This is a genomic window from Saccharopolyspora sp. ID03-671, assembly GCF_045278815.1.
GTDB lineage: Bacteria > Actinomycetota > Actinomycetes > Mycobacteriales > Pseudonocardiaceae > Saccharopolyspora > Saccharopolyspora ipomoeae.
Genome location: NZ_CP134054.1, coordinates 478,925 through 500,797 on the forward strand (window position 1 = coordinate 478,925; position 21,873 = coordinate 500,797).

Annotated in this window: 19 protein-coding genes; 10 read left to right on the forward strand and 9 right to left on the reverse strand. The window is 70.8% G+C overall.

The window, feature by feature from the left end:
- Positions 1–19: 19 nt before the first annotated feature.
- From REH65_RS02345 to REH65_RS02355, 3 genes are all read right to left on the reverse strand, one after another.
- A complete protein-coding gene (locus REH65_RS02345; protein ID WP_406691053.1) occupies positions 20–616 on the reverse strand; it encodes a hypothetical protein in 597 nt (198 codons plus the stop codon).
- On the reverse strand, positions 601–1,548 hold the full coding sequence (locus REH65_RS02350; RefSeq protein WP_406691054.1) for a polymorphic toxin type 44 domain-containing protein: 948 nt from the start codon (positions 1,546–1,548) through the stop codon (positions 601–603). The genes REH65_RS02345 and REH65_RS02350 overlap by 16 nt, the downstream gene beginning before the upstream one ends.
- Before the next feature lie 307 nt (positions 1,549–1,855).
- Positions 1,856–2,680, reverse strand: coding sequence for a PhzF family phenazine biosynthesis protein (locus REH65_RS02355; RefSeq protein ID WP_281454433.1), 825 nt, complete (start codon positions 2,678–2,680; stop codon positions 1,856–1,858).
- An 82-nt stretch (positions 2,681–2,762) separates the two neighbouring features.
- Here REH65_RS02355 and REH65_RS02360 point away from each other — a divergent pair, with 82 nt between their 5' ends.
- Positions 2,763–3,701 (forward strand): NADP-dependent oxidoreductase, encoded by a 939-nt coding sequence (locus tag REH65_RS02360; protein WP_406691055.1) that lies wholly within the window; start codon positions 2,763–2,765, stop codon positions 3,699–3,701.
- Positions 3,702–3,765: 64 nt separating this feature from the next.
- On the opposite strand, the gene REH65_RS02365 is transcribed toward REH65_RS02360, so the two are convergent.
- From REH65_RS02365 to REH65_RS02375, 3 genes are all read right to left on the reverse strand, one after another.
- The gene (locus tag REH65_RS02365; RefSeq protein ID WP_406691056.1) at positions 3,766–4,695 is read right to left on the reverse strand and encodes an aldo/keto reductase; all 930 of its coding nucleotides are present in this window, start codon (positions 4,693–4,695) and stop codon (positions 3,766–3,768) included.
- A 3-nt stretch (positions 4,696–4,698) separates the two neighbouring features.
- On the reverse strand, positions 4,699–5,451 hold the full coding sequence (locus tag REH65_RS02370; protein ID WP_406691057.1) for an SDR family NAD(P)-dependent oxidoreductase: 753 nt from the start codon (positions 5,449–5,451) through the stop codon (positions 4,699–4,701).
- A 466-nt stretch (positions 5,452–5,917) separates the two neighbouring features.
- Positions 5,918–7,405 (reverse strand): sugar porter family MFS transporter, encoded by a 1,488-nt coding sequence (locus REH65_RS02375; protein WP_406691058.1) that lies wholly within the window; start codon positions 7,403–7,405, stop codon positions 5,918–5,920.
- A gap of 78 nt (positions 7,406–7,483) precedes the next feature.
- Here REH65_RS02375 and REH65_RS02380 point away from each other — a divergent pair, with 78 nt between their 5' ends.
- From REH65_RS02380 to REH65_RS02415, 8 genes are all read left to right on the forward strand, one after another.
- Complete coding sequence (locus tag REH65_RS02380) at positions 7,484–8,665, forward strand: ROK family protein (RefSeq protein ID WP_406691059.1); 1,182 nt, start codon at positions 7,484–7,486, stop codon at positions 8,663–8,665.
- Positions 8,662–9,681: a LacI family DNA-binding transcriptional regulator gene (locus REH65_RS02385; protein WP_406691060.1), complete on the forward strand. Its 1,020-nt coding sequence runs from the start codon at positions 8,662–8,664 to the stop codon at positions 9,679–9,681. The genes REH65_RS02380 and REH65_RS02385 overlap by 4 nt, the downstream gene beginning before the upstream one ends.
- A gap of 134 nt (positions 9,682–9,815) precedes the next feature.
- Positions 9,816–11,123, forward strand: coding sequence for an ABC transporter substrate-binding protein (locus REH65_RS02390; RefSeq protein ID WP_406691061.1), 1,308 nt, complete (start codon positions 9,816–9,818; stop codon positions 11,121–11,123).
- Positions 11,120–12,088: a carbohydrate ABC transporter permease gene (locus REH65_RS02395; protein WP_406691062.1), complete on the forward strand. Its 969-nt coding sequence runs from the start codon at positions 11,120–11,122 to the stop codon at positions 12,086–12,088. Before REH65_RS02390 ends, REH65_RS02395 begins: the two co-directional genes overlap by 4 nt.
- Positions 12,081–12,920: a carbohydrate ABC transporter permease gene (locus REH65_RS02400; protein ID WP_406691063.1), complete on the forward strand. Its 840-nt coding sequence runs from the start codon at positions 12,081–12,083 to the stop codon at positions 12,918–12,920. The genes REH65_RS02395 and REH65_RS02400 overlap by 8 nt, the downstream gene beginning before the upstream one ends.
- Positions 12,921–12,983: 63 nt before the next feature.
- Complete coding sequence (locus REH65_RS02405) at positions 12,984–14,918, forward strand: cellulase family glycosylhydrolase (protein WP_406691064.1); 1,935 nt, start codon at positions 12,984–12,986, stop codon at positions 14,916–14,918.
- Between the two features lie 119 nt (positions 14,919–15,037).
- Complete coding sequence (locus REH65_RS02410; RefSeq protein WP_406691065.1) at positions 15,038–15,928, forward strand: SMP-30/gluconolactonase/LRE family protein; 891 nt, start codon at positions 15,038–15,040, stop codon at positions 15,926–15,928.
- A gap of 36 nt (positions 15,929–15,964) precedes the next feature.
- A complete protein-coding gene (locus REH65_RS02415) occupies positions 15,965–16,168 on the forward strand; it encodes a response regulator transcription factor (RefSeq protein WP_406693067.1) in 204 nt (67 codons plus the stop codon).
- A gap of 46 nt (positions 16,169–16,214) precedes the next feature.
- On the opposite strand, the gene REH65_RS02420 is transcribed toward REH65_RS02415, so the two are convergent.
- The 3 genes from REH65_RS02420 to REH65_RS02430 are packed head-to-tail and all read right to left on the reverse strand — an operon-like array spanning position 16,215 to position 19,260.
- Entirely contained in the window at positions 16,215–17,033 is an 819-nt protein-coding gene (locus REH65_RS02420; protein WP_406691066.1) for a carbohydrate ABC transporter permease, read from the reverse strand.
- Positions 17,033–17,965, reverse strand: coding sequence for a carbohydrate ABC transporter permease (locus REH65_RS02425; RefSeq protein WP_406691067.1), 933 nt, complete (start codon positions 17,963–17,965; stop codon positions 17,033–17,035). The genes REH65_RS02420 and REH65_RS02425 overlap by 1 nt, the downstream gene beginning before the upstream one ends.
- Positions 17,962–19,260, reverse strand: a complete 1,299-nt coding sequence (locus REH65_RS02430; RefSeq protein ID WP_406691068.1) for an ABC transporter substrate-binding protein — start codon at positions 19,258–19,260, stop codon at positions 17,962–17,964. Before REH65_RS02430 ends, REH65_RS02425 begins: the two co-directional genes overlap by 4 nt.
- A 299-nt stretch (positions 19,261–19,559) precedes the next feature.
- Between REH65_RS02430 and REH65_RS02435 the strand changes: the two genes are divergently transcribed.
- Entirely contained in the window at positions 19,560–21,872 is a 2,313-nt protein-coding gene (locus tag REH65_RS02435) for a glycoside hydrolase family 3 N-terminal domain-containing protein (RefSeq protein WP_406693068.1), read from the forward strand.
- Position 21,873: the final 1 nt, after the last annotated feature.

A 21,873-nucleotide genomic window follows, 5' to 3' on the forward strand; every position in this document is an offset into this window, starting at 1 on the left:
GGCTCCTCCGGCACACCGGCTACGGCCGGGGAACGACCTCCGCGAACTCCGCGTCCACTCCCACGACCAGCTGATCCAGCCACGACGGGACCGAAGGATCTTCGACCGGCACATCGGTGCTCTGCACCTGCACGAGGTACTGCCCGTAACGCAGGTCCACCCACCAGGTGTCGCAGGCGCCGGGCCTGCCCCGGATCTCCCCGCACACGAAGCGCACTTCGTCGGCCTCGCGCGGTGGCACCCGCGGGAAGCGCTGCGAGGTCTCGTCGAAGCCCTCGCCACCACGCGGGTCCACCCGACCGAAGGCCCAGCCCGCCCACCGCGCGGAGGCGTAACGCCGCACGGTGTAGTCGACCTCGACGGCCTCGGGAGCGCGCCACGAAGCCGTCGCCTGCTCCTGCGCACCCCAGTCCGACGACAACCGCCCAGGATCAACCACTTCGGCCGTCGAGCGCCCCGGCAGCGCCGGAGGCGCGACGTCGACGAGCTCGGCCGCACCGACCACCCGCCGCTGCTCCCCCGGCGCCACCAACCACCACCACACCAGGGCACCCACCAGCACGATCGCGAGCACCCCGACGACGGTGACGACGACCCGCTTTACGGTGCGGTCCACTTGCGCACCTGCTGCAGGTTCGGCCTCTCGTCATCGATCTGGTCGATCACCTGGTAGACCTTGGCGCGGAGCTGGGACAACGTCAGGTCCTGCTCGTGCTCGTCCCAGAGGTCCATCCCGGCCTGCATGGTCAGGACATCGCCCTTGTCGTGCTCGCCGGTCCCGGGCAACGTCGGAGCCGTGTGCAGGACGTCCGCGTCGAAGCCGCACGACCGGCCCACGTAACCGTAGTGAACGTTCGACCAGACGTCGTAGAAGACCTCGCGGCCCTCGTCGTCACCGGGAATCTTGAAGTACAGCTCGTCGGCGTTCCCGGTGTCCAGGTCCTCCCGAGCCGCGATCTTCGGCTTGTGGTCCCAATCCATTCCGGGCGCGACCTTCACCGCGAAGATCAGCGTCGGTGTCGGACGGCCGGCCGCCTGCTCGACGAGCTCCAACCACTTGGCCCACTCGGGACCTCCGAACAGCTTCCCCGCGATATCACCGATCGAGGAACCCAGCCCGCCGAAGTTCAGGGCCCAAATCGCCCACGCGATGGCCGAATTCCCATTCGTCATCATCTCGCCGTAGATGTACTCCAGAGTCCGGTTGAAACGGGCTTCGCTGAGATCGGCCCAGTCGGCCCGCTTGCGGGAACCCCCGGAACGGGACGATTCCTGCCGCTTCCCAGAGCTCTCGGCGTTCTCCAGCAGATCCCGTGCGCGATCCTCGGCTTCCGCGTAGCGACCCGGGTAAGCGGAGCGCTGCACCTCCTGCGCCAGCTCGTCGGCGCTGAACTTCGGGTTGTCCTCCTCGGCCTCGACCGCGCGGGAGAAGAACTGCCTCGACGCGTAGTTCACGTTCATGCAGTCCTTCGCGGAGCCCCAACCCTGGCTGGGACGTTGCTGGAAGACACCCACGGAGTCCCGATCCCCGTAATCGAGGTTCTCCATCCCCGACTCCACCAATGCGGCTTCGAACGCAGCCAGCATCACCCTGTCGGACACGTCGAGGTGCTCACCGACGGCATGGATGACCCGCCCCACGTCCGGGTCGGGACGACCCGTCGCTCGGCCCGCCGACGGTCCTTCAGGTAACTTTTCCGCCATTTCGCTGATCGACCCCCATGCGTTGGTTTCCCCCCGATGTCCGGAGACTCGCAGGGATGCGCGGGGACGTCCGGCGATCCGGGTGGAATCACTCGGACAGCGGAGTGGGATCGCGACCGGTCGAAGAGCCTCGCGCTCGGCGGAACTCAGGTCAGATCGCGACCTGGCCGTCGATGCAGGTGACAGTGCTGCCGCCGACCCACACCGCGCCGCTGTCGTCGGTGTCGACGCGCACCGTTCCGGCCCGGCCCAGCGCCGTGCCCTGCCGCGCGGTGTAGGGCGCGGTGGTGCGCCCGGAACCGAGCAGCCACTGGGCGAGGGACGCGTTGAGGCTGCCGGTGACCGGGTCCTCGACGCAGCCCGCGCCGCCGAGCGGGGCGAAGGCGCGGACCTCGAACCGCGCGGGCCCGCCCGCGGGGTGCGGACCCGCGACGCCGATCTTGATGTCCTCCCGGTAGGACGGTTCCAGCGCCAGCACCGCGTCGGCGTCGGCCAGCAGCACCGCGACCCAACCCGGTCCGTTGTCGGCCCACTGGGCGTCGACGATCTCGCCCGTGCCGATCCCGAGGTGCTCGGCGACCCGCTCCAGCACGTCGGGTTCCACCGGGCCCGAGCGCAGCAGCGGCGGCGCGGCGAAGGCCAGCCCGCCGCCCGAGCGCCGCACCGTCACCGGTCCGGCGCCGCACTCCTGCACCACCGAGTCGCGGTCGCCGTGCACCGACAGCCAGGCGTGGCAGGTGCCGAGGGTGGGATGACCGGCGAAGGGCAGCTCCTCGGACGGGGTGAAGATCCGCACCCGGTAGTCGGCGCCGGGGTCCTCCGGGGGCAGCACGAACGTCGTCTCCGACAGGTTCGTCCACGCCGCGAACCGCTGCATCGCCTCGTCGGACATGCCCTCGGCGTCGAGCACCACCGCCACCGGGTTGCCGTAGTACGGGGTGTCGGTGAACACGTCGACCTGCTGAAACCTCCGCATGACCGCCGACCTTAGCGGCCCGCTCGGAGTGCGGAGTTCAACGGTGCGGAATAGCCGCTTCCGGGGGCGGGTTGTGATCGACATGCGTGTTTTGGGTTTCACCGAATTCGGCGGTCCGGACGTGCTGGGGATCCACGACGTGCCCGAGCGGCACGCCGGCCCCGGCGAAGTGCGGATCCGCGTGCGCGCGGCGGCGGTCAACCCGACCGACACCGCCGGACGCGCCGGCTGGTTCACCGAGCGGTACCGCGATCTCGAACCTCCCTACGTGCCGGGCATGGACGCGGCCGGGGTCATCGACGAGATCGGTGCGGGCACCGACACGGACCTGCGGGTCGGTGACGACGTGATGGCCATCGTCGTCCCGTCGGGCTCGCACGGCGCCTACTCGGAGAGCCTCGTGGTGCCCGCCGACTCGGTCGCTCGCGTCCCTGCGGGCGCCGACCACGCGGCCGCCTCGACGCTGCCGATGAACGGGTTGACCGCGCGCCTGGCGCTCGACAGCCTCGCCTTGGCGCCCGGGAGCCTGCTGGCCGTCACCGGTGCCGCGGGCACGCTCGGCGGCTACGTCGTGCAACTGGCCAAGGCCGACGGGCTGCGGGTCCTCGCCGACGCGAAGGACTCCGACCGCGAGCTGGTCGCCTCCTTCGGCGCGGACGAGATCGTCGAGCGCGGCGAGGACGTCGCGACCCGCTTCCGCGAGATCGCCCCCGACGGCGTGGACGCGGTCGTGGACGCCGCGGTGCTCGACGACAAGGTCGAGCCCGCCGTGCGCGACGGCGGCGGTCTCGCGACGGTGCGCTTCTTCTCCACCGAGTCCGACCGCGGGGTCACCTATCACCGGGTGCTGGTCAGCGACTACTGGAAGGAGCGGGACAAGCTCGACGAGCTGCGGCAGCAGGCCGAGGACGGGGTGCTGACGCTGCGCGTCGCCGACACCATCCCGGCCGAGCGCGGCGCCGAGGCGCACCACCGCCTCGAAGCGGGCGGCACCCGCGGCCGCCTGGTCTTGCTGTTCTGATCCCGCCTGTTCTGGTCCCGCCTTTTCTGGTCCCGCCTTTTCTGGTCCCGCGCGGGGGTCGGGCTCACCCGGCCTCCGCCAGGTCTTCCCAGAGCTCCTCCGGCACGGGCGCGTCGAAGGCTTCGGCGTGGCCGCGGACCTCGTCCGGCGTCCGCGCCCCGAGCACCACCGACGCCACCGCCGGGTGCCGCCGCGCGAAGGCGATCGCGGCCTGCGGCAGCGACACCCCGCGCCGGTGGCAGATCTCGGCCAGCCGCCGCGCTCTCGCCACCAGGTGCGGCGGGGCGGGGCGGTAGTCGTAGACCGCGTGGGCCGCCGGGTCGTCGGTGGCCAGCAGGCCGCCGTTGAACACGCCCGCCACCAGCACCGAGACGCCGCGCCGGGCGCACTCGTCGAGCAGCGGTTCGCCGGAGGAGTCCAGCGGGGTGAAGCGGCCGGCGAGCATGACGGCGTCGACGTCGGTCTCGGTCGCGAAGCGGTGCAGCATCGGCCACTGGTTCATGCCGACGCCGATCGCCCCGATGACTCCCTGCGCGCGCAGGTCGTGCAGGGCCGGGTAGGCCTCGTCGACGGCCTGCTGCCAGTGGTCGTCGGGATCGTGCAGCAGCACGAGGTCGACGTGGTCGAGCCCGAGCCTGTCCGCACTGGATTCCAGGGAGCGGCGGACGCCGTCGGCGCTGAAGTCCCAGCGGCGGGCGAAATCGGCGGGGACGGCGAACCCGGCCGCGTCGTCTCGGGTTCCGCGCGGGTTGTCGACCGGGTCGAGGATCCTCCCGACCTTCGTGGACACCGCGAACTCGTGTCGGGGGCGTCCCGCCAGGGCGGTACCGAGGCGGCGTTCGGCCAGGCCGAGTCCGTAGTGCGGGGCCGTGTCGAAGTAGCGGACCCCGGCGTTCCAGGCCGCGTCCACGGTGGCGGCGGCCGTGCCGTCGTCGACCTCGCGGTAGAGGTTGCCGATGACCGCTCCGCCGAAACCCCAAGGGCTCACCCGCATGCGTCACTTCCGCAGCCGCAGGCCCTGCATGCCGCCGTCGACGGCCAGCGACGTCCCGGTCGTGGCCCCCGCCGACGGGCCCGCCAGGTAGGCCACCGCGGCCGCCACCTCCTCGGCCGACACCAACCGGCCGGACGGCTGGCGGGCGTTGAGCGCGGCGAGTTCCGCGTCGGGATCGTCGGCGGCCGACAGCAACCGGCGCACCCACGGGGTGTCGGCGGTTCCCGGGTTGACGCAGTTGACGCGGATGCCCTCGCGGATGTGATCGGCGGCCATCGCCTGCGTCAACGACAGCACCGCCCCCTTGCTCGCGCTGTAGGCCGCGCGATCCGGGAGTCCCGCCGTGGCCGCGATCGAGCAGGTGTTGACGATCGACGCCGCCGCCGACTTCCGCAGGTGCGGCAGAGCGGCCCGCGTGGTGCGCACGATGCCCAGCACGTTCACGTCGAACACGCGGTGCCACTCCTCGTAGGAGTTCGCCTCGACGGTGCCCTGGGCCCCGATCCCCGCGTTGTTGACCAGCACGTCCACCCCGCCGTGCCGCTGCACCGCCTCGTCCACGGCGACCCGCACGGACCCCTCATCGCTCACATCGCACTTCAGGCCGAGAACCCCGGCAGGCACACCACCCGGATCCAGGTCCAGCGCCGCGACCTTCGCACCGCGCTCGGCCAACTCCCGCACCACGGCCAAGCCGATCCCCGACCCACCACCGGTGACCACCGCCGACAACCCGTCGAACTCCCCAACACCCACCGCGCAACCCCTTCGCTCGCCGAAGCCCTCCCGGACCTCTAGCACCCCGAACGAACGGGCAACAAGAACTCCTCACCCCCGACGACCTCAACCCGGGGCTCCACGACCTCCCCGTCCACGACCACCCCTGTCCCGTGGTCGGCGAAGTTCTCATGAAAACCTCCCCCACCCACCTCGAACCACGGGAACCACCCAGAACTCCCCGCCCCCGGAACCTCACCATCACCCACGACGTACCCCTCACACATCGACGAACCCGGCACCCTACCGCCGCACGACGGTCACTCCACCGGATCGCCCCTCTCCCACCGTCGAAAACCGCTGCATTCGCGCGTCGAAAACCCCGGTTTTCGTCGCGCGAATGCAGCGGTTTTCGACGCGATGAACACCGGGGTTTTCGACCGGAGACGCGAAAGCGGGGGCGTGACCTGGTGGTCGCGCCCCCGCTGGCGGTGGATCGCTGGGATCAGCCCATCTGCTCCAGGGTTCGGCCCTTGGTCTCCGGGATCCACTTCCAGACGAAGTAGATCGACAGGACCGCGAAGGCCGTGTAGCCGATGTAGGCGCCCGAGAGGCTGGACTCGGACAGCGACGGGAACGTCACCGTGACGGCCCAGTTGGTGACCCACTGAGCCGCGGCGGCCACGGCCAGACCCGAGGCGCGGATGCGGTTCGGGAACATCTCGCCGAGCAGGACCCACACCGCCGGGCCCCAGGAGATCGCGAAGAAGAACACGAACGCGTGCGCCGAGACCAGGGCGATCATGCCGTACGGGTCGGGCATCGTCGGCTCACCGTTGACCAGCTGGGCCTGCGCGAACGAGAACGCGGCCGCGCCCAGGGTGACGGCCATGCCCACCGAGCCGGTCAGCAGCAGCGGACGACGACCCAGGCGGTCCAGCAGCACCAGGGCCACGATCGTGCCGGCGATGTTGAAGATCTGCGTGGACATGCTCAGCAGCAGCGAGCTGTCCTCGTTGATGCCGACCGACTGCCACAGCGCCGACGAGTAGTAGAAGATCACGTTGATGCCGACGAGCTGCTGCAGCATCGACAGCCCGATGCCGATCCACACGATCGGCAGCAGCGCGGTGCCCTTGGCCTTGAGGTCGCTCAGCCGGGGCTTGCGGTCGCTGCTGAGCGATTCCTCGATCTCCGACAGGCGGGTGTCCACATCGGTCGGTTCGAGCGAGACGAGCACCTCGCGCGCCTCGTCGGAGCGCCCCGTGGCCACCAGGTGCCGCGGCGATTCGGGGATGGTGAACGACAGGACGCCGTAGAGGATCGCGGGCACGGCGGCGACGCCGAGCATCCACTGCCAGGCGGACAGGAATCCGAGCGGCTGGGTGGCGCCGCCCGCGGCTTCGGCGATGCCCCAGTCGACGACCTGCGAGATCGCGATGCCGAGCACGATCGCGAGCTGCTGCAGGGTTCCGAGCTTGCCGCGCTGCGAGGCGGGCGCGATCTCGGCGATGTAGGCGGGGGCGATCACCGAGGCCATGCCGATGGCGACGCCGCCGACCAGTCGCCAGAACCCGAGGTCCCAGGCGGAGAACGGGACGGCGGACCCGATCGCGCTGATGCAGAACAGGATCGCGGCCAGGCGCATCGCGAAGAGCCGGCCGGAGCGGTCCGCGATGGACCCGGCGAACCAGGCGCCGACGGCTGATCCGAGCAGGGCGATGGCGACGGTGACGCCGGTGGCCACTGCATCGATCTGGAAATGATCTCGAATGGCGTTGACGGCGCCGTTGATCACGGCGGTGTCGTAGCCGAAGAGGAATCCGCCGAGGGCCGCGACGCAGGCGAAGTGCAATGCCTTCACACGTCTCGGACCGGCTGTTCTTCCGTCACCCGGGGTGACGGTCCTGGCGCTTTCCGCCATGGCGTTGCTCCGTTGCAGTGCGTTGTTCTCTTGCGCCGCGTGTGCGGCGCGGGTTAGTAAAGGACACATACCAACTCATCGTCAAGGGAGGCGGTGCCCGCCTTGGCCACACCACCGCGCCCTCGCCCGCCCGGGCATACTTCCCCGGTGTCCCCGAACGGCCCGCAGATGGTGCGACAGCTCAACCGCCGACTGGTCCTCGACCTGTTCCGCGACGGTGAGGTCCGGTCGCGCGCGGACGTCGCCCGGCAGACCGGCCTGACGAAGCCGTCCGCCTCCGCCATCACCGACGGGCTGCTCGCCGAGGGATTCCTCCTCGACGCCGGTGTCGGCGAACCCGGCTCGGCGGGAGGCCGGCGGCCGAACCTGCTGCGCTTCAACGAGCGCCACCGCGCCTACGTCGGCGTGCACTTCGGGGCGCAGCGGACGATGGTGACCCTCGCCGACGCGCTGGGGAACCCGCTGGCCCGCGCCTCGACGGCCAGCTCCCTCGGCGACGCCGAGCGCGGCCTGCGCGCCGCCCGGACGCTGGTGCTGCGCGCGTGCGGGCGCGCCGACATGGCGATCGACCTGGTGGCGGCCGTCGGCGTCTCGGTGGAGGGCCTGGTCGACCAGACCTCGGGCCGCTGCCTGCTCGCTCCCAACCTGGGCTGGCGGGACGTGCCGATCCAGGCGCGGATGGAGGAGCTGATCGGAGCTCCGGCGACGGTGTTCAACGAGGCCCACGCGGGTGCGCTGGCGGAGCACCACGCCGGTGTGGCGGTGGGCGTGGAATCGTTCGTCCGGCTCAGCGTCGGCACCGGTGTCGGCTCCGGCGTGGTGCTGGGATCGCAGCTGTTCTCGGGCAGCACGGGCATCGCCGGGGAGATCGGGCACTGCCGCGTCGAGGACGACGGCCTGGAGTGCGGCTGCGGAAACGCGGGCTGCCTGGAGACGGTCGCCGGCGAGCCGGCCATCACCAGGGCCGTGGACGTCGCGCTGCGCGACGGCCGGTTCAGCTCCCTGCGCGAGGGGAGCCACCTGCGCCTGATCATCGAGGCGGCGCACGAGGGCGACGAGGCCGCCCGCGCGGCGCTGGCGCGAGCGGGACGCGGCCTGGCGCGAGGCATCTCGTACCTGCTCAACGTGCTGGACCCGGATCTGGTGGTGATCGGCGGCGCCGTGCGCGGGGCCGGGGACCTGCTGCTGGGGCCGTTGCGGGAGGAACTGCCCCGGTCGTCGTTGCCGCAGCACCGCGCGCGCCGGGTGGTCTTCAGCGACGTGCCGCAGGCCGAGCTCGACGGGGCGGTGCTGCTGGCGCGGCGGCTGGACGAGGCCGTGGCGCCGTGAAGCGCCCGACGATCATCGACATCGCCCGCGAGGTCGGGGTGTCGAAGGCGGCGGTGTCCTACGCGCTCAACGGGCGCGGCGGGGTCTCGCAGGAGACGCGGGAGCGGATCCTGGACGTGGCCGCCGAGCTGGGCTGGCGCGCCAGCAGCGCCGCGCGGGCGCTGTCGAGCGACCGGGCGGCCACGGTGGGCGTCGTGCTGGCCCGCTCGCCGGAGGTGCTGCGGACCGAGCCGTTCTTCATGCAGGTGGTGGCGGGCCTGGAGAAAACCCTGTCGGCGCACGGCTTCTCGCTGCAGCTGGCGCTGGCCTCGGACACGGCGACCGAGCTGGAGACCTACCGGCGCTGGTGGGCGGAGCGCCGCGTCGACGGCGTGCTGCTGACGGACCTGCGGGTCGACGACCCGCGCCCGGCCCTGCTGCGCGAGCTGCGGGTTCCGGCGGTCTTCTTCGGCACCGAGCGGCCGATGGCGGGAATCCCGGTGCTGTGGGTCGACGAGCGCGACATCGCGGCGAGCGCCGTGGGGCACCTGGCGGCGCTGGGCCACCGGCGGATCGGGCACGTGCAGGGTCCGGAGCAGTTGCGCCACACCGCCCGCCGGGAGCGGGAGCTGCGCTGCGCGGTCGCCGAGATGCCGGGGACGGAGCTGGTTCCCGCGCACGGCGACTACACCGAGGCCGGTGGCGTGGCGGCCGCGGCCCGGTTGCTGGGTTCTGCGCGGCCGCCGACGGCGATCATCTTCGACAACGACGTGATGGCGGTGGCCGCGGTCGCCCGCGCCGACGAGCTGGGAGTGCGCGTACCGGGCGATCTCTCGGTGCTGGCGTGGGACGACTCGATGCTGTGCCGGGTGGTCCGCCCGGCGATCACCGCGTTCTCGCACGACGTCGGCGGGGCCGCCGAGCGGGCGGCGCTGATGCTGCTGGAGCTGATCGAGACGGGCGTGGCCGACGACGCCCGGATGCACCCGCGCGAGCTGATCACGCGCGACAGCACGGGCGCAGCGCCCGTGCGCTGATCGGAGCAGCGAAGGGCCGCCAGCGGTAACGAATCGGTCACGCCGGCCGTACCGGACCTTCTGGTTAACCGGTTAAGTCCCTAGCTTGAGCGGCGGGCCCAACGACGGGTCCGACGAGGCCGAGGAGTCGTTTCGTGATCAAACGCTCGCTCGCGACGGTGTCGCTGATCGCCGCCGTGCTCGCCGCAACGCTGACCGGCTGCGCAGGCTCGGCCGACGACCCGAACACGATCACCTACTGGGCCAGCAACCAGGGCGAGAGCGCCGAGCAGGACATGGAGGTCCTGCACGACGACCTGGCCCGGTTCACCGCCGAGACCGGCATCAAGGTGAACGTCGAGGTCATCGGCTGGAACGATCTGCTGAACCGGATCCTGGGGGCGGCGACCTCCGGAGTCGGACCGGACGTGGTGAACCTGGGCAACACCTGGTCGGCCTCGCTGCAGGCGACCGGAGCGTTCGTGCCGTTCGACGACGAGCTCATGCAGCGCTTCGGCGGCCGGGAACGCTTCCTGGACAGCAGCATGAGCTCCACCGGCATGGCGGGGCAGGTGCCGACGTCGCTGCCGCTGTACGGCTTGAGCTACGGCGTGTTCTACAACAAGAAGCTCTTCGCCGAGGCCGGGGTGGCCCCGCCGCGCGACTGGGACGAGTTCGTCGCGGCGGCGAAGAAGCTCACCGATCCGGCCCGCAACCGCTGGGGGCTGACGATCGCCGGCGCGAGCTACACCGAGAACTCGCACTTCGCCTTCATGTTCGCCCGGTGGCAGGGCGTCGACCTGATCACCCGCCACGGCCCCGACTTCGACTCGCCGGGCGCGGTCTCGGCCGTCCAGCGCTACCTAGACCTGATGTCGACGCAGAAGGTCGTGAGCCCGGGCGACGCCGAGGAGGGCACCACCTCCAGCGCCGCCGAGGACTTCACCGACGGCAACGCGGCGATGCTCATCGCGCAGAACAGCGTGATCCCCACGCTGGAGGACAACGGCATGTCCGGCGACGCCTACGGCGTGGTGCGGCTGCCCGCGCCCGATCCGCTGCCTCCGGGCGGGACCCCGGCGCTGAGCCACGTCGCGGGCTCGAACGTCGCGGTGTTCGCCGACAGCCCGAAGCGCGAGCAGGCCCTCGAACTCGTGCGGTTCCTGACCAGCGAGGAGACCCAGGCGTCGCTGAACAAGAAGTACGGGACGCTGCCGGTGGTCACCGACGCCTACGACGACCCCGCGTTCCACACCGAGCGGGACAGGGTCTTCTCGGACGTGCTGGCCAACTACTCCGAGCCCGCTCCGATGATCCCGACCGAAGCGCACTTCGAGACCACGGTGGGCTCGGCGATGCGGGACCTCTTCGCCGAGATCGCCACCGGCCGCGAGGTCACCACCGAGGACGTGCGGGCGGCCCTGGCCGACGCCGAGCAGAAGATGCGAGGTACCGGAAGTTGACCAGTACCGCCACCTCCCCCACCGCACCGGTCGCCCCGCCCGATCCTCCGCCGCGCCGCCGGTGGGCGCCGAGCAGGCGGTTGCTGCCGTACCTGCTGGTGGCTCCGGCGCTGTGCTTCGAACTGCTGGTGCACCTGCTGCCGATGCTCGGCGGGCTGTACATGAGCGTGCTGGAGCTGACCCAGTTCTACCTGCGGGACTGGTTGCACGCGCCGTGGGCGGGTCTGGCGAACTTCCGCTTCGCGCTGGACTTCGACGGTGCCGTCGGCGCGGCGCTGGTGCGCTCGTTCGCGGTCACCGCCGGGTTCTCGGTGCTCACCGTCGGGTTGTCGTGGCTGCTGGGGGTGTTCGCGGCGATGCTGCTGCAGCGCTCGTTCCGGGGGCGGGCGGTGCTGCGGACGCTGTTCCTGGTGCCTTACGCGCTGCCGGTCTACACCGCGGCGATGGTCTGGAAGTTCCTGCTGGACCAGGACGACGGCATGGTCAACGCGACGCTGAGCGGGCTGGGCATCACCGACGGTCAGACGTTCTGGCTGCTGGGCGACAACGCGTTCCTGGCCACGGTGGCGACGGCGACGTGGCGGTTGTGGCCGTTCGCGTTCCTGGTGCTGATGGCAGGCATGCAGTCGATCCCGCACGACGTCTACGAGTCGGCGACGGTGGACGGCGCGGGGCTGTGGCAGCAGTTCCGGTCGATCACGCTGCCGATGCTTCGGCCGGTGAACCAGGTCCTGGTGCTGGTGCTGTTCCTGTGGACGTTCAACGACTTCAACGTGCCCTACGTCCTGTTCGACAAGTCGGTGCCCAGCGCGGCGAACCTGCTGTCGATCCACATCTACAACAACTCGTTCATCACCTGGAACTTCGGTATGGGTTCGGCGATGTCGACGTTGCTGCTGCTGTTCCTGCTGGTCGTCACGGCCGGGTACCTGGCCTTCACATCGCGGAGGATGAAGGATGCCTGAGCCGAGGTGGTTCCGCGTCCTGCGGGTCGTGGGCCTGGTGGCGCTGACGCTGTTCACGGTCATCCCGCTGTACGTGATGGTGACCTCGTCGCTGAAACCGCTGGGCGAGGTGCGGGACCGGTTCGAGTGGTTCCCGGGGAACCTGACCTTCGAGCCGTTCGTGGACATGTGGTCGACGATCGACCTGGCCGACTACTTCCTCAACAGCGCGATCGTGGCGCTGGGCGCAGCGGCGGTGTCGCTGGCGATCGCGATCCTGGCCGCCTACGCGGTGAGCCGCTACCGGTTCCGGGGTCGCGACGGGTTCCGGATCGTGGTGCTGTCGACGCAGATGTTCCCGGGCATCCTGTTCCTGCTGCCGCTGTACCTGATCTACGCGACGATCGGCCGCTACACCGGCATCGAGCTCTACGGCAGCCTGCTCGGGCTCGTCGTCACGTACCTGACGTTCTCGCTGCCGTTCGCGATCTGGATGATGGTCGGCTACTTCGACACGATCCCGCGCGATCTCGACGAGGCGGCGCTGATCGACGGGGCGAGCCCGCTGGGCGCGCTGTGGCGGGTGGTGCTGCCCGCGGCGCGGCCGGGCATCGCGGCGGTGGGCATCTACGCGTTCATGACGGCGTGGGGCGAGACCCTGTTCGCGTCGATCATGACGGATTCGGATTCTCGGACGCTGGCGGTCGGTCTGCGCGAGTACTCGACGGAGACCTCGGTGTACTGGAACGAGGTGATGGCCGCGTCGCTGGTGGTCAGCATCCCGGTGGTCATCGGGTTCCTGGCGCTGCAGCGCTACCTCGCCCAGGGGCTGACGGCGGGCGCGGTGAAGTGACTCGGCCGGTGCGGGACCGGTCGTGGTGTTCCGTGCAGTTTCCATCGCTGCGGAAGGGTTCTCATGCGACGCAACACCGCCAAGGTGACCGCGGACGGGCGACCGGAGGTGTGGTTGGGCGCGAACTTCTGGTCGCGCACCGGTGGCCCGCTGATGTGGCGCGACTACTCCCCCGAGGTCGTGCGCGAGGAGCTGCGGGTGCTCCACGAGCACGGCCTGCGGCAGACCCGGTCGTTCTTCTACTGGCCCGACTTCATGCCGGCCCCGAACGAGGTGGACGAGCAGAAGGTCGCGCACTACCAGGACTTCCTGGACGCGCACGCCGAGGTCGGGATGACCTCGATCCCCACGTTCATCGTCGGGCACATGTCCGGCGACAACTGGGACCCGGAGTGGCGCGGCGGTCGTGATCTCTACGCCGACGTGTGGCTGGTGGCCCAGCAGGCGTGGTTCGTGCAGCGGATGACCGAGCGCTTCGCCGGACACGAGGCGGTGGCGGGCTGGCTGATCAGCAACGAGATGCCGATCTACGGCCGTCTGCGGCACGAGCCGAAGGCCCCGACCGAGCAGGTCAGCGCGTGGGCGCGGCTGATGGTGCAGGCGGTGCGCGCCGGCGGCGGGACCCAGCCGGTGTCGCTGGGCGACGGCGCGTGGGGCATCGAGGTCACCGGCGTCGACAACGGCTTCTCGGTGCGCGAGACCGGCGCGATGGTGGACTTCGTGGGCCCGCACGTGTACCGGATCGACAGCGACCCGGTGCGCCAGCACCTGATCGCGGCGTTCGTGTGCGAGCTCTCGGCGGTGGCGGGAAAACCGGTGGTGCTGGAGGAGTTCGGGCTGTCCAGCGACCAGGTGTCGCCGGAGAACGCCGCCCACTACTACCGGCAGACGTTGCACAACTCGCTGCTGGCCGGGTCTACGGGCTGGGTGGCGTGGAACAACACCGACTACGACGACCTGATCGGCCAGGGCCCGTACTCGCACCACCCGTTCGAGATGCACTTCGGGATCACCGACTTTACCGGGGCGCCGAAACCGCCGCTGCGGGAGCTGGCGTCGTTCGCCGAGGTGCTGGAGCGGGTGGACTTCGCCCGCTGCGAGCGCAGCGACGCCCGCGCCGCGCTGGTGGTGACCGAGTACCTGGAGCGCGGCTACCCGTTCACGCAGGACGACGACCGCCCGCTGATCTTCGACACGCTGCACCAGGCGTACGTGGCGGCGCGGGAGGCGGATCTGCCGGTCGGTTTCACGCGGGAGCGCGACGGCATCGACGCCGAGGTCGACCTGTACCTGCTGCCGTGCGTCAAGCAGATCCAGGGACCGACGTGGCAGCGCCTGCGCGAGCGCGTGCGCGAGGGCGCGGTGCTGTACCTGTCGTACACGGCCGGCGAGGTGGGGCATCACCGGCAGCCGTGGATCCCCTACTTCGACGAGACCTTCGGGGTGCGCAAGAACATCACCTACGGGGTGGTGGACGAGGTGGTCGACGAGGAGGTGCGGTTCGACTTCGCCGAGGACTTCGGCGGCATCGGCGCGGGCGAGTCGTTGCGGTTCCGGGTGTCGGGCAACGAGCACAGCCGCGCCTTCCTCCCGGTCACGCCGCGGGGCGCGACGGTGGTGGCGACCGACGCGCACGGCAACCCGGCGCTGCTGCGGTACGCGACGGGCGCGGGCGAGGCGGTGCTGTGCACCTACCCGGTGGAGCTGTTCGCGTCCCGCAGCACGCGGGTGAACCCGGACGACAGCCACCGCCTCTACGCAGCGCTGGCCGCGATCGCCGGGGTCGAGCGGGAGGTCGTGGTCGACGACCCGCGCGTGTTCGCCGACGTCCTGGTGCACGAGGACGGCCGCCGATTCGCCTGGCTGGTCAGCCAGCACTCCCGGGAAACGACGGTCTCGCCGCAGTGCGCGGGCTCGGTGCGGAGCCTGTCCGGCGAGCCGCTGTCGGAGGTGGTCCTGGCGCCGTACGGCGTCGAGGTGGTCGAGCTCAAGCCCTGACCACCGGGGCGGGCCTCGGTCGCTCGGGGGACCGAGGCCCGCCGCCTTCCGCACCGGCGTGACGCGACGCGGCCGGGCGCCCATACTCGCCGGGAACGTCAACGGCGACGAGGTGGGCGATGATGCGCGAGATCAGCACGGTCCTGGACGGTTTCTCCTTCTTGGAGTGCCCGCGCTGGCACGAGGGCAGGCTGTGGGTGTCGGACTTCTACACCGGCCGGGTCGTGGCCACCGACCGTCGCGGACCGGCCGAGGTCCTCGCCGAGGTTCCGGAACAGCCGGGCGGGATCGGGTGGTTGCCGGACGGGCGGGCGCTGATCGCCTCGATGCGCGACAAGCGGCTGCTGGTGCGGGAGCCCGACAGTCGCTTGACCGAACACGCGGATCTGTCGACGTTCGCCCCGGGAGCGCTCAACGACATGCTGGTCGACGAGCGCGGTCGCGCCTACGTCGGCAACTTCGGTTTCGACCTGATGGCGGGCGATCCGATCCGGTGGACGAGCCTGCTGCGGGTCGACCCCGACGGGTCGGTGCACGAGGCCGCCACCGATCTCGGCTTCCCCAACGGGATGGTTCTGCTCTACGGGAACGTGCTGGTGGTGGCCGAGACGTTCGCGGGGCGGCTCACCGCGTTCGACGTCGCCGCCGACGGTTCGCTGCACGAGCGCAGGGTCTGGGCGAAGTTCTCCGAGGTTCCGGACTCCGACGACGTCGAGCAGGTGCTCCGCGCGCTCGCCGTCGGCCCGGACGGCATCTGCGCGGATGCCGAAGGCGCGATCTGGGTGGCCGACGCGCTGCACGGCCGGGTGCTGCGGGTGCGCGAAGGCGGCGAGATCGTCGATGAAATCAGCATCGGCACAGGCGTTTTCGCATGCATGCTGGGCGGCAACGACGGCAGGACGCTGTTCCTGTGCACGGCCCCGTCCTTCGCCGAGCACGAACGCCGCCCGGTGCGCGAAGCCCAGCTGCGAGCGGTGCGGGTGGAGGTCCCGCGCGCCGGGTTGCCGTGAAGCCGGCTGACCCGGCGCGGCTCCGGCCTGGACCGGCTGAGCCCCCGGGAGCGCGACGTGCTGGCGCTGATGGCGGAGGGTCTGGGAAACGGCGCGATCGCCGAGCGCCTGGTGGTCACCGAAGGCGCCGTGCACAAGCACATCCGCAGCATCTTCGCCAAGCTCGACCTGCCGCCGGACGATCGCGCGGACCGCCGGGTGACGGCGGTGCTGCGGTACTTGGAGCGCGAGCGGTCGTGATCGCGCCGGTCGGCGAGGTGCCCCTCCTCGCCGACCGGCGCCCTCCTCACTTGCCCGCGCCCGCGGTGAGTCCGGCGATCATGAACCGGCGGCCGAGGATGTAGAGCACCAGCACCGGGATCGCCGAGAGCACGACACCGGCCATGATGGCCGGGACGTTGACCGTGTACTGGCCCTGGAACTGCCAGAGCATCACCGGCAGCATCGCGGTCTCCTCGCGCTGGGTGAGGATCAGCGGGAACAGCAGCCCGTTCCACACCTGCAGCGCCTGGTAGATGCCGACGGCCAGCAGCGCCGGTCGCGACAGCGGCAGCACCAGGTTCACCAGCACCCGGAACTGCCCGGCGCCGTCGAGGCACATGGACTCGTAGAGCTCCTCGGGGATGTCGCGCAGGAAGTTGCTCAGGATGAGCACCGACAGCGGCATCGCGAAGGCGATGGCGGGCAGGATGACCGCCAGCAGGCTGTCGTAGAGTCCGGCCTCCACGATCATCACGTAGACCGGGATGATCGTGGCCTGCAGCGGGATCGCCAGGCCCGCCAGGAACATCCGGAACAACCACTGATGCCTGCGGCGTCGTCCGCGCACCACCACGTAGGCCGCGGGCAGCGCGGTGGCGAGCACGACCACGACCGTGATGCCGGTGGTGAGCAGGCTGTTGAACAGGAACTTGGCGAACCCGTCGGAGAACACCAGCCCGTAGTTGTCCAGGGTCGGGATCGCCGGTAACGACAGCGGGTTCTCGGTCACCGAGGCGTCTTCGCCGCGCAGGCTGGTGACCACCACGTAGTACAGCGGGATGGCCACCACCAGCGCCCACAGCAGGGCGGCGGCGTTGGGCAGCAGGCCTTTGATTCGCAGCATCACGCGCCCTCCTGCTCGCTGCGCATCCGGGCGAAGCCGGAGTACTTGGTCAGTCCCAGCGACAGGGCGGTGCCCAGCGCCACGAGCAGCAGCGCGATCGCGCTGGCGTAGCCGAGCTGGTACTGCTGGAAACCGGTGACGTACATGTTCACCGGCAGGATCCGGGTGGCGTCACCCGGACCGCCCTCGCTGAGCACGTAGAACAGGTCGAAGTAGGTCAGCGAGCCGACCAGCATCAGCGTGCTGGAGGTGACGATGGTGTTGCGCAGCTGCGGCAGCGTGACCAGGAAGAACTTCTGCACCGGGCCGGCGCCGTCGAGCTCGGCGGCCTCGTAGAGCTGCGCCGGGATCTGGCGCACGCCCGCCTGGTAGAGGAGCGTGTGGAACGGGATGAACTGCCAGGACACCACGAAGATGAGGGTGTAGAGCGCGAAGTGCGCGTCCCCCAGCAGGTTCAGGCCGGGCAGGCCGAGCGCGGGCAGCACGCCGAACTCGGGGTCCACCAGGTTGCGCCACACGATGCCGATGCCGGTGGACGACAGCACCAGCGGCAGGAAGAACAGGGCCGCGAGCACGGCCCGGTGCTTCTGCTTCCCGGCGACGTAGACGCCGAGCAGGATGCTGATCGGGGTCTGCACGACCCAGCACAGGATCATGACCTGCAGCGACACCCACACCGAGTGCCACAAGCCGGAATCGGTGGCCAGTTCGCCCCAGTTCCCGGCCGCGTTGAACTCCGGCGCCGAGATGCCGTTCCAGTCCATCATGGACAGCACGATGACGACGACGATCGGCGCGATGACCAGCGCGGCGAAGAACAGCAGCGCGGGAGCGGCGAACCAGGTGGACGGCTCGGTCCAGTGCCGCGCGGGGCGGCGTTGCGGTGATGCTGGGGCGGGCGCGGTCGGGCGCAGGGCCTCGGTGGCGGTCATCGCGAGGACTCCTCCATCAGCTGGGAGAACTCTTCCGGGCTGATCTGGTCGAGGAACAGCTTCTGCAGGTTGATCAGCACGTTCTGGGCGGGGCCCGGCGGCAGCGCCTGGTCCCACGACTGCTGGAAGTGCGGTGCGTTCTTGGCGAGGTCGTAGACGAAGGACATGTAGTCGGCGTCGTCGGAGGCGCGCAGCTGCTCCTCCACGCCCGCCGCCGGTGGCACGTCGCCGCGTTCGATGAGGCCCCGGGTGAACTCGGGGCTGGAGAGCTCTTCGCGGAGGTAGTCGATCGCGACCTGCTGGTCGGGTCCGGCGGTGGCGGACATGAACGTGGTGGGGTTCCCGACGAGGTTGGCGGGATCGCCCTTGCCGCCCTCGACGGCGGGGAACGGCGCCCAGCCGAGGTGGCCTTCGCGCACCCACTGCTCGTCGTCGCCGAGCATGTCGGAGTAACCGGCGCCCAGGTGGACCATCATGGCGGCGCGTCCGCTGCGCAGCAGCGTGCGCTGCTGGCCGAGTTCGGCGCTGGTGGAGGCGAAGGCGTTGCCGAAGGCTCCCCGGCGCACGAGGTCCTGCAGCATGGTGTTGGCCTTGATGATGTCGGGGTTGAGCCAGGCGCCGGGCTTTCCGTCCAGGACCGCCTGGAACGCCTCGGGACCGGCGACGCGGTCGACGATCGCCTCCTCCCACATCAGGTAGGTCCAGGAGTCGGCGCCGCCCAGGGAGATCGGCAGGTATCCGGCCTGCTGGAGCTTCGGGATCTGGTCGAGCAGCTCGTTCCAGGTGCGCGGCGGCTGCAGCCCGGTCTCGGCGTAGACGTCCTTGTTGAAGTAGAGCAGCACGGGCTGCATGCCGCCGATGGGGATGCCGTAGGTGCCGCCGCGGATGTCGACCGGGCTCATGACGCTGGGCAGGAAGTGCTCGCGCCACTCGGGGTGCTCGCGCATCGCGGGCGCGAGGTCGGCGACCTTGCCCGCGTCGAGGAACGCCTCGAGCGCTCCCCCGCCCCAGCCGAAGAACGTGTCGGGCGGGGTGCCCGAGCCCATCGAGACCCAGAGCTTGTTCTTGTAGGGGTCGTTCTGGAAGAACTGGGTCTGCATCGGGCGGCCGGTCCGCTGCTCGAACTTCTCGCCCTCGACGGGCATCAGCTCTTCCTCACCGCCGCCGCTGATCGCCCAGGTGGTGACCAGGTCGGCGCTGCCTTCGCTGGGTGGCAGCAGAACGGCGCACCCGGTCGAGGTCAGGGCTAACGCCAGCGTCGCCCCCATCGCGCACAGACGTCGCAGTCCACGCATCGTCGCTCCCGTCGCACCGTTGCGAACTTTCCACGATCTCCGGAGGTGGTGTGCACGCGGTCACACCCGGCTGCCGGACGGCGAGACGGTACCGCAGCGGCCGAACGATCGACAAGACTGAGTTTCCAAAACTTTCACGATCCGGCCTCCCCGCCATTTATCGGGATCCATGCAGGACATTCGGCGGCCGATGTGGCAATCTGTCGATCGTTACACCCCGGTGACCGGAGCACGACACCGAAACAGTTTCGAAAGTGTCGACGCGGACGGCCGCCCAACCACGACGGGAGTCGCAGCACATGCCGCAGTCGCGCCCGACCGAGGACCGCCAGCCCTACCGCGATCCCGCACTACCGGTCGAGGAGCGGGTCGCCGATCTGGTGTCCCGCATGACGCTGGAGGAGAAGCTCAACCAGCTCGTCGGGATGTGGATCTACGTCTCCGGCGCCGAGGAGCGCGTCGCCCCGCACCAGGAGGACTTCGCCGACGACACCCCGCCCTGGGACGAGATGATCAAGAGCGGTCTCGGCCAGCTCACCCGCGTCTTCGGCAGCGCGCCCATCGAACCCGCCCGCGGCGCAGCCGCTCTCACCCGGCTGCAGCGCGAGATCACCGGCTCCAGCCGCTTCGGCATCCCGGCGGTGGCGCACGAGGAGTGCCTGGCCGGGTTCACCGCCTGGGGCGCCACCGCGTACCCGGTGCCGCTGTCCTGGGGCGCCTCGTTCGACCCGGGACTGGTCGGCGAGATGGCCGCGAGCATCGGAGCCGACATGCGCTCGGCGGGCGTGCACCAGGGTCTGGCGCCGGTGCTGGACGTGGTGCGGGACCTGCGGTGGGGCCGTGTCGAGGAGACCCTCGGCGAGGACCCGTACCTGATCGGCGCCGTCGGCTCGGCCTACGTCGCCGGCCTGGAGTCCAGCGGGATCGTGGCCACCCTCAAGCACTTCGCGGGCTACTCGGCCTCCCGCGCGGGCCGCAACCTGGCGCCGGTGAGCATGGGTCCGCGCGAGTTCGCCGACGTGGTGCTGCCGCCGTTCGAGATGGCGCTGCGGCTCGGCGGCGCCCGCTCGGTGATGCACTCCTACACCGACGTCGACGGCATGCCCTCGGCCGCCGACGAGGCGCTGCTGACCGATCTGCTGCGCGACGAGCTGGGCTTCACCGGCACCGTCGTCGCCGACTACTTCGGCGTGTCGTTCCTGCACAAGCTGCACGGCGTCGCCGAGGGGCCGGGCGAGGCCGGTGCGGCCGCGCTGCGCGCCGGGGTGGACGTGGAGCTGCCCAACGCCCGCTGCTACGTCGACCCGCTGGCGCGGCTGGTGCGCTCGGGCGAGGTCGACGAGGCGTTGGTGGACCGGGCGCTGGGCCGGGTGCTGGGCCAGAAGGTCGAACTCGGCCTGCTGGACCCGGATTGGTCACCGGAGGCACCGGGACCGCGCGAGTTCGACTCGGCCGCCAACCGGGACCTGGCGCGACGGCTCGCCGAGGAGTCGGTGGTGCTGGTCGCCAACGACGGGACGCTGCCGGTGCGCGAGCCCGGCCGGGTGGCGGTGGTCGGCCCGCTGGCCGACGACCCGTTCGCGCTGCTGGGTTGCTACTCGTTCCCCGCTCACATCGGTGTGTCCTACCCGGACTGGCCGCACGGCATCGACCTGCCGACGTTCCGCGACGAGATCGCCCGCGTCGCCGAGCACGTCGACCACGTCAAGGGCTGCGACCTGCCGTCCGGCGGAGCGGATTTCGACGCCGCGCGAGCAGCGGCGGCGGGGGCGGACCTGTGCGTGGCGGTGGTCGGCGACCGCGCGGGCCTGTTCGGCCGCGGCACCTCCGGCGAGGGCTGCGACGCCGCGGACCTGCGGCTGCCCGGTGACCAGCAGGAGCTGGTGGAGACGCTGATCGAGACCGGGACCCCGGTGGTGCTGGTGGTCTCCAGCGGCCGCCCGTACGCGCTGGGCGCGCTGGCCGACCGGGTCGCGGCGGTGGTGCAGGTGTTCTTCCCCGGCGAGGCGGGCGCCGCGGCGCTGACCGGTGTGCTCACCGGCGAGGTGAACCCGTCGGGTCGGCTGCCGGTGTCGATCCCGGCGACGCCGGGCGGCAACCCGGGGACCTACCTGACCGCTCCCCTCGGCGCGGCCAGCGAGGTCAGCTCGCTGGACCCGACGGCGCTGTTCCCGTTCGGGCACGGCCTGTCCTACACCGACTTCGCCTACTCGGACCTTGAGGTCAGCGCCGAGGAGGTCGGCACCGACGGCGCGGTGGACGTGGCGTGCACGGTCACCAACACCGGCGACCGCGACGGCGACGAGGTCGTGCAGCTCTACCTGCGGGACCCGGTGGCCCAGGTGACCCGCCCGGTGCGGCAGCTGGCCGGTTTCGCCCGGGTTTCGGTCCCCGCGGGCGAGAGCAGGCGGGTGTCGTTCCGGTTGCACGCCGACCGGACGGCCTACGCGGGCGCGCGCGGGAAGCGGATCGTCGACCCCGGTCTGATCGAGGTCCACGTCGGCGGCGACAGCGCGAACCCCCGTCTCTCCGGCGAGTTCCGCCTCGTCGGCGAGGTCCGCGAGGTCGGTGCGGACCGCGTGCTGGACACCCCGGTGACGATCTCGGAGTGAC

Bases quoted from the DNA above. Each gene is read 5' to 3' on its own strand.
- REH65_RS02360 (WP_406691055.1), top strand. From the start codon at position 2,763: ATGCGTGTTTTGGGTTTCACCGAATTCGGCGGTCCGGACGTGCTGGGG.
- REH65_RS02405 (WP_406691064.1), top strand. From the start codon at position 12,984: ATGCGACGCAACACCGCCAAGGTGACCGCGGACGGGCGACCGGAGGTG.
- REH65_RS02420 (WP_406691066.1), bottom strand. From the start codon at position 17,033: ATGCTGCGAATCAAAGGCCTGCTGCCCAACGCCGCCGCCCTGCTGTGG.
- REH65_RS02375 (WP_406691058.1), bottom strand. From the start codon at position 7,405: ATGTGTCCTTTACTAACCCGCGCCGCACACGCGGCGCAAGAGAACAAC.
- REH65_RS02410 (WP_406691065.1), top strand. From the start codon at position 15,038: ATGATGCGCGAGATCAGCACGGTCCTGGACGGTTTCTCCTTCTTGGAG.
- REH65_RS02430 (WP_406691068.1), bottom strand. From the start codon at position 19,260: ATGCGTGGACTGCGACGTCTGTGCGCGATGGGGGCGACGCTGGCGTTA.
- REH65_RS02400 (WP_406691063.1), top strand. From the start codon at position 12,081: ATGCCTGAGCCGAGGTGGTTCCGCGTCCTGCGGGTCGTGGGCCTGGTG.
- REH65_RS02365 (WP_406691056.1), bottom strand. From the start codon at position 4,695: ATGCGGGTGAGCCCTTGGGGTTTCGGCGGAGCGGTCATCGGCAACCTC.
- REH65_RS02425 (WP_406691067.1), bottom strand. From the start codon at position 17,965: ATGACCGCCACCGAGGCCCTGCGCCCGACCGCGCCCGCCCCAGCATCA.
- REH65_RS02350 (WP_406691054.1), bottom strand. From the start codon at position 1,548: ATGGAGAACCTCGATTACGGGGATCGGGACTCCGTGGGTGTCTTCCAG.
- REH65_RS02435 (WP_406693068.1), top strand. From the start codon at position 19,560: ATGCCGCAGTCGCGCCCGACCGAGGACCGCCAGCCCTACCGCGATCCC.
- REH65_RS02355 (WP_281454433.1), bottom strand. From the start codon at position 2,680: ATGCGGAGGTTTCAGCAGGTCGACGTGTTCACCGACACCCCGTACTAC.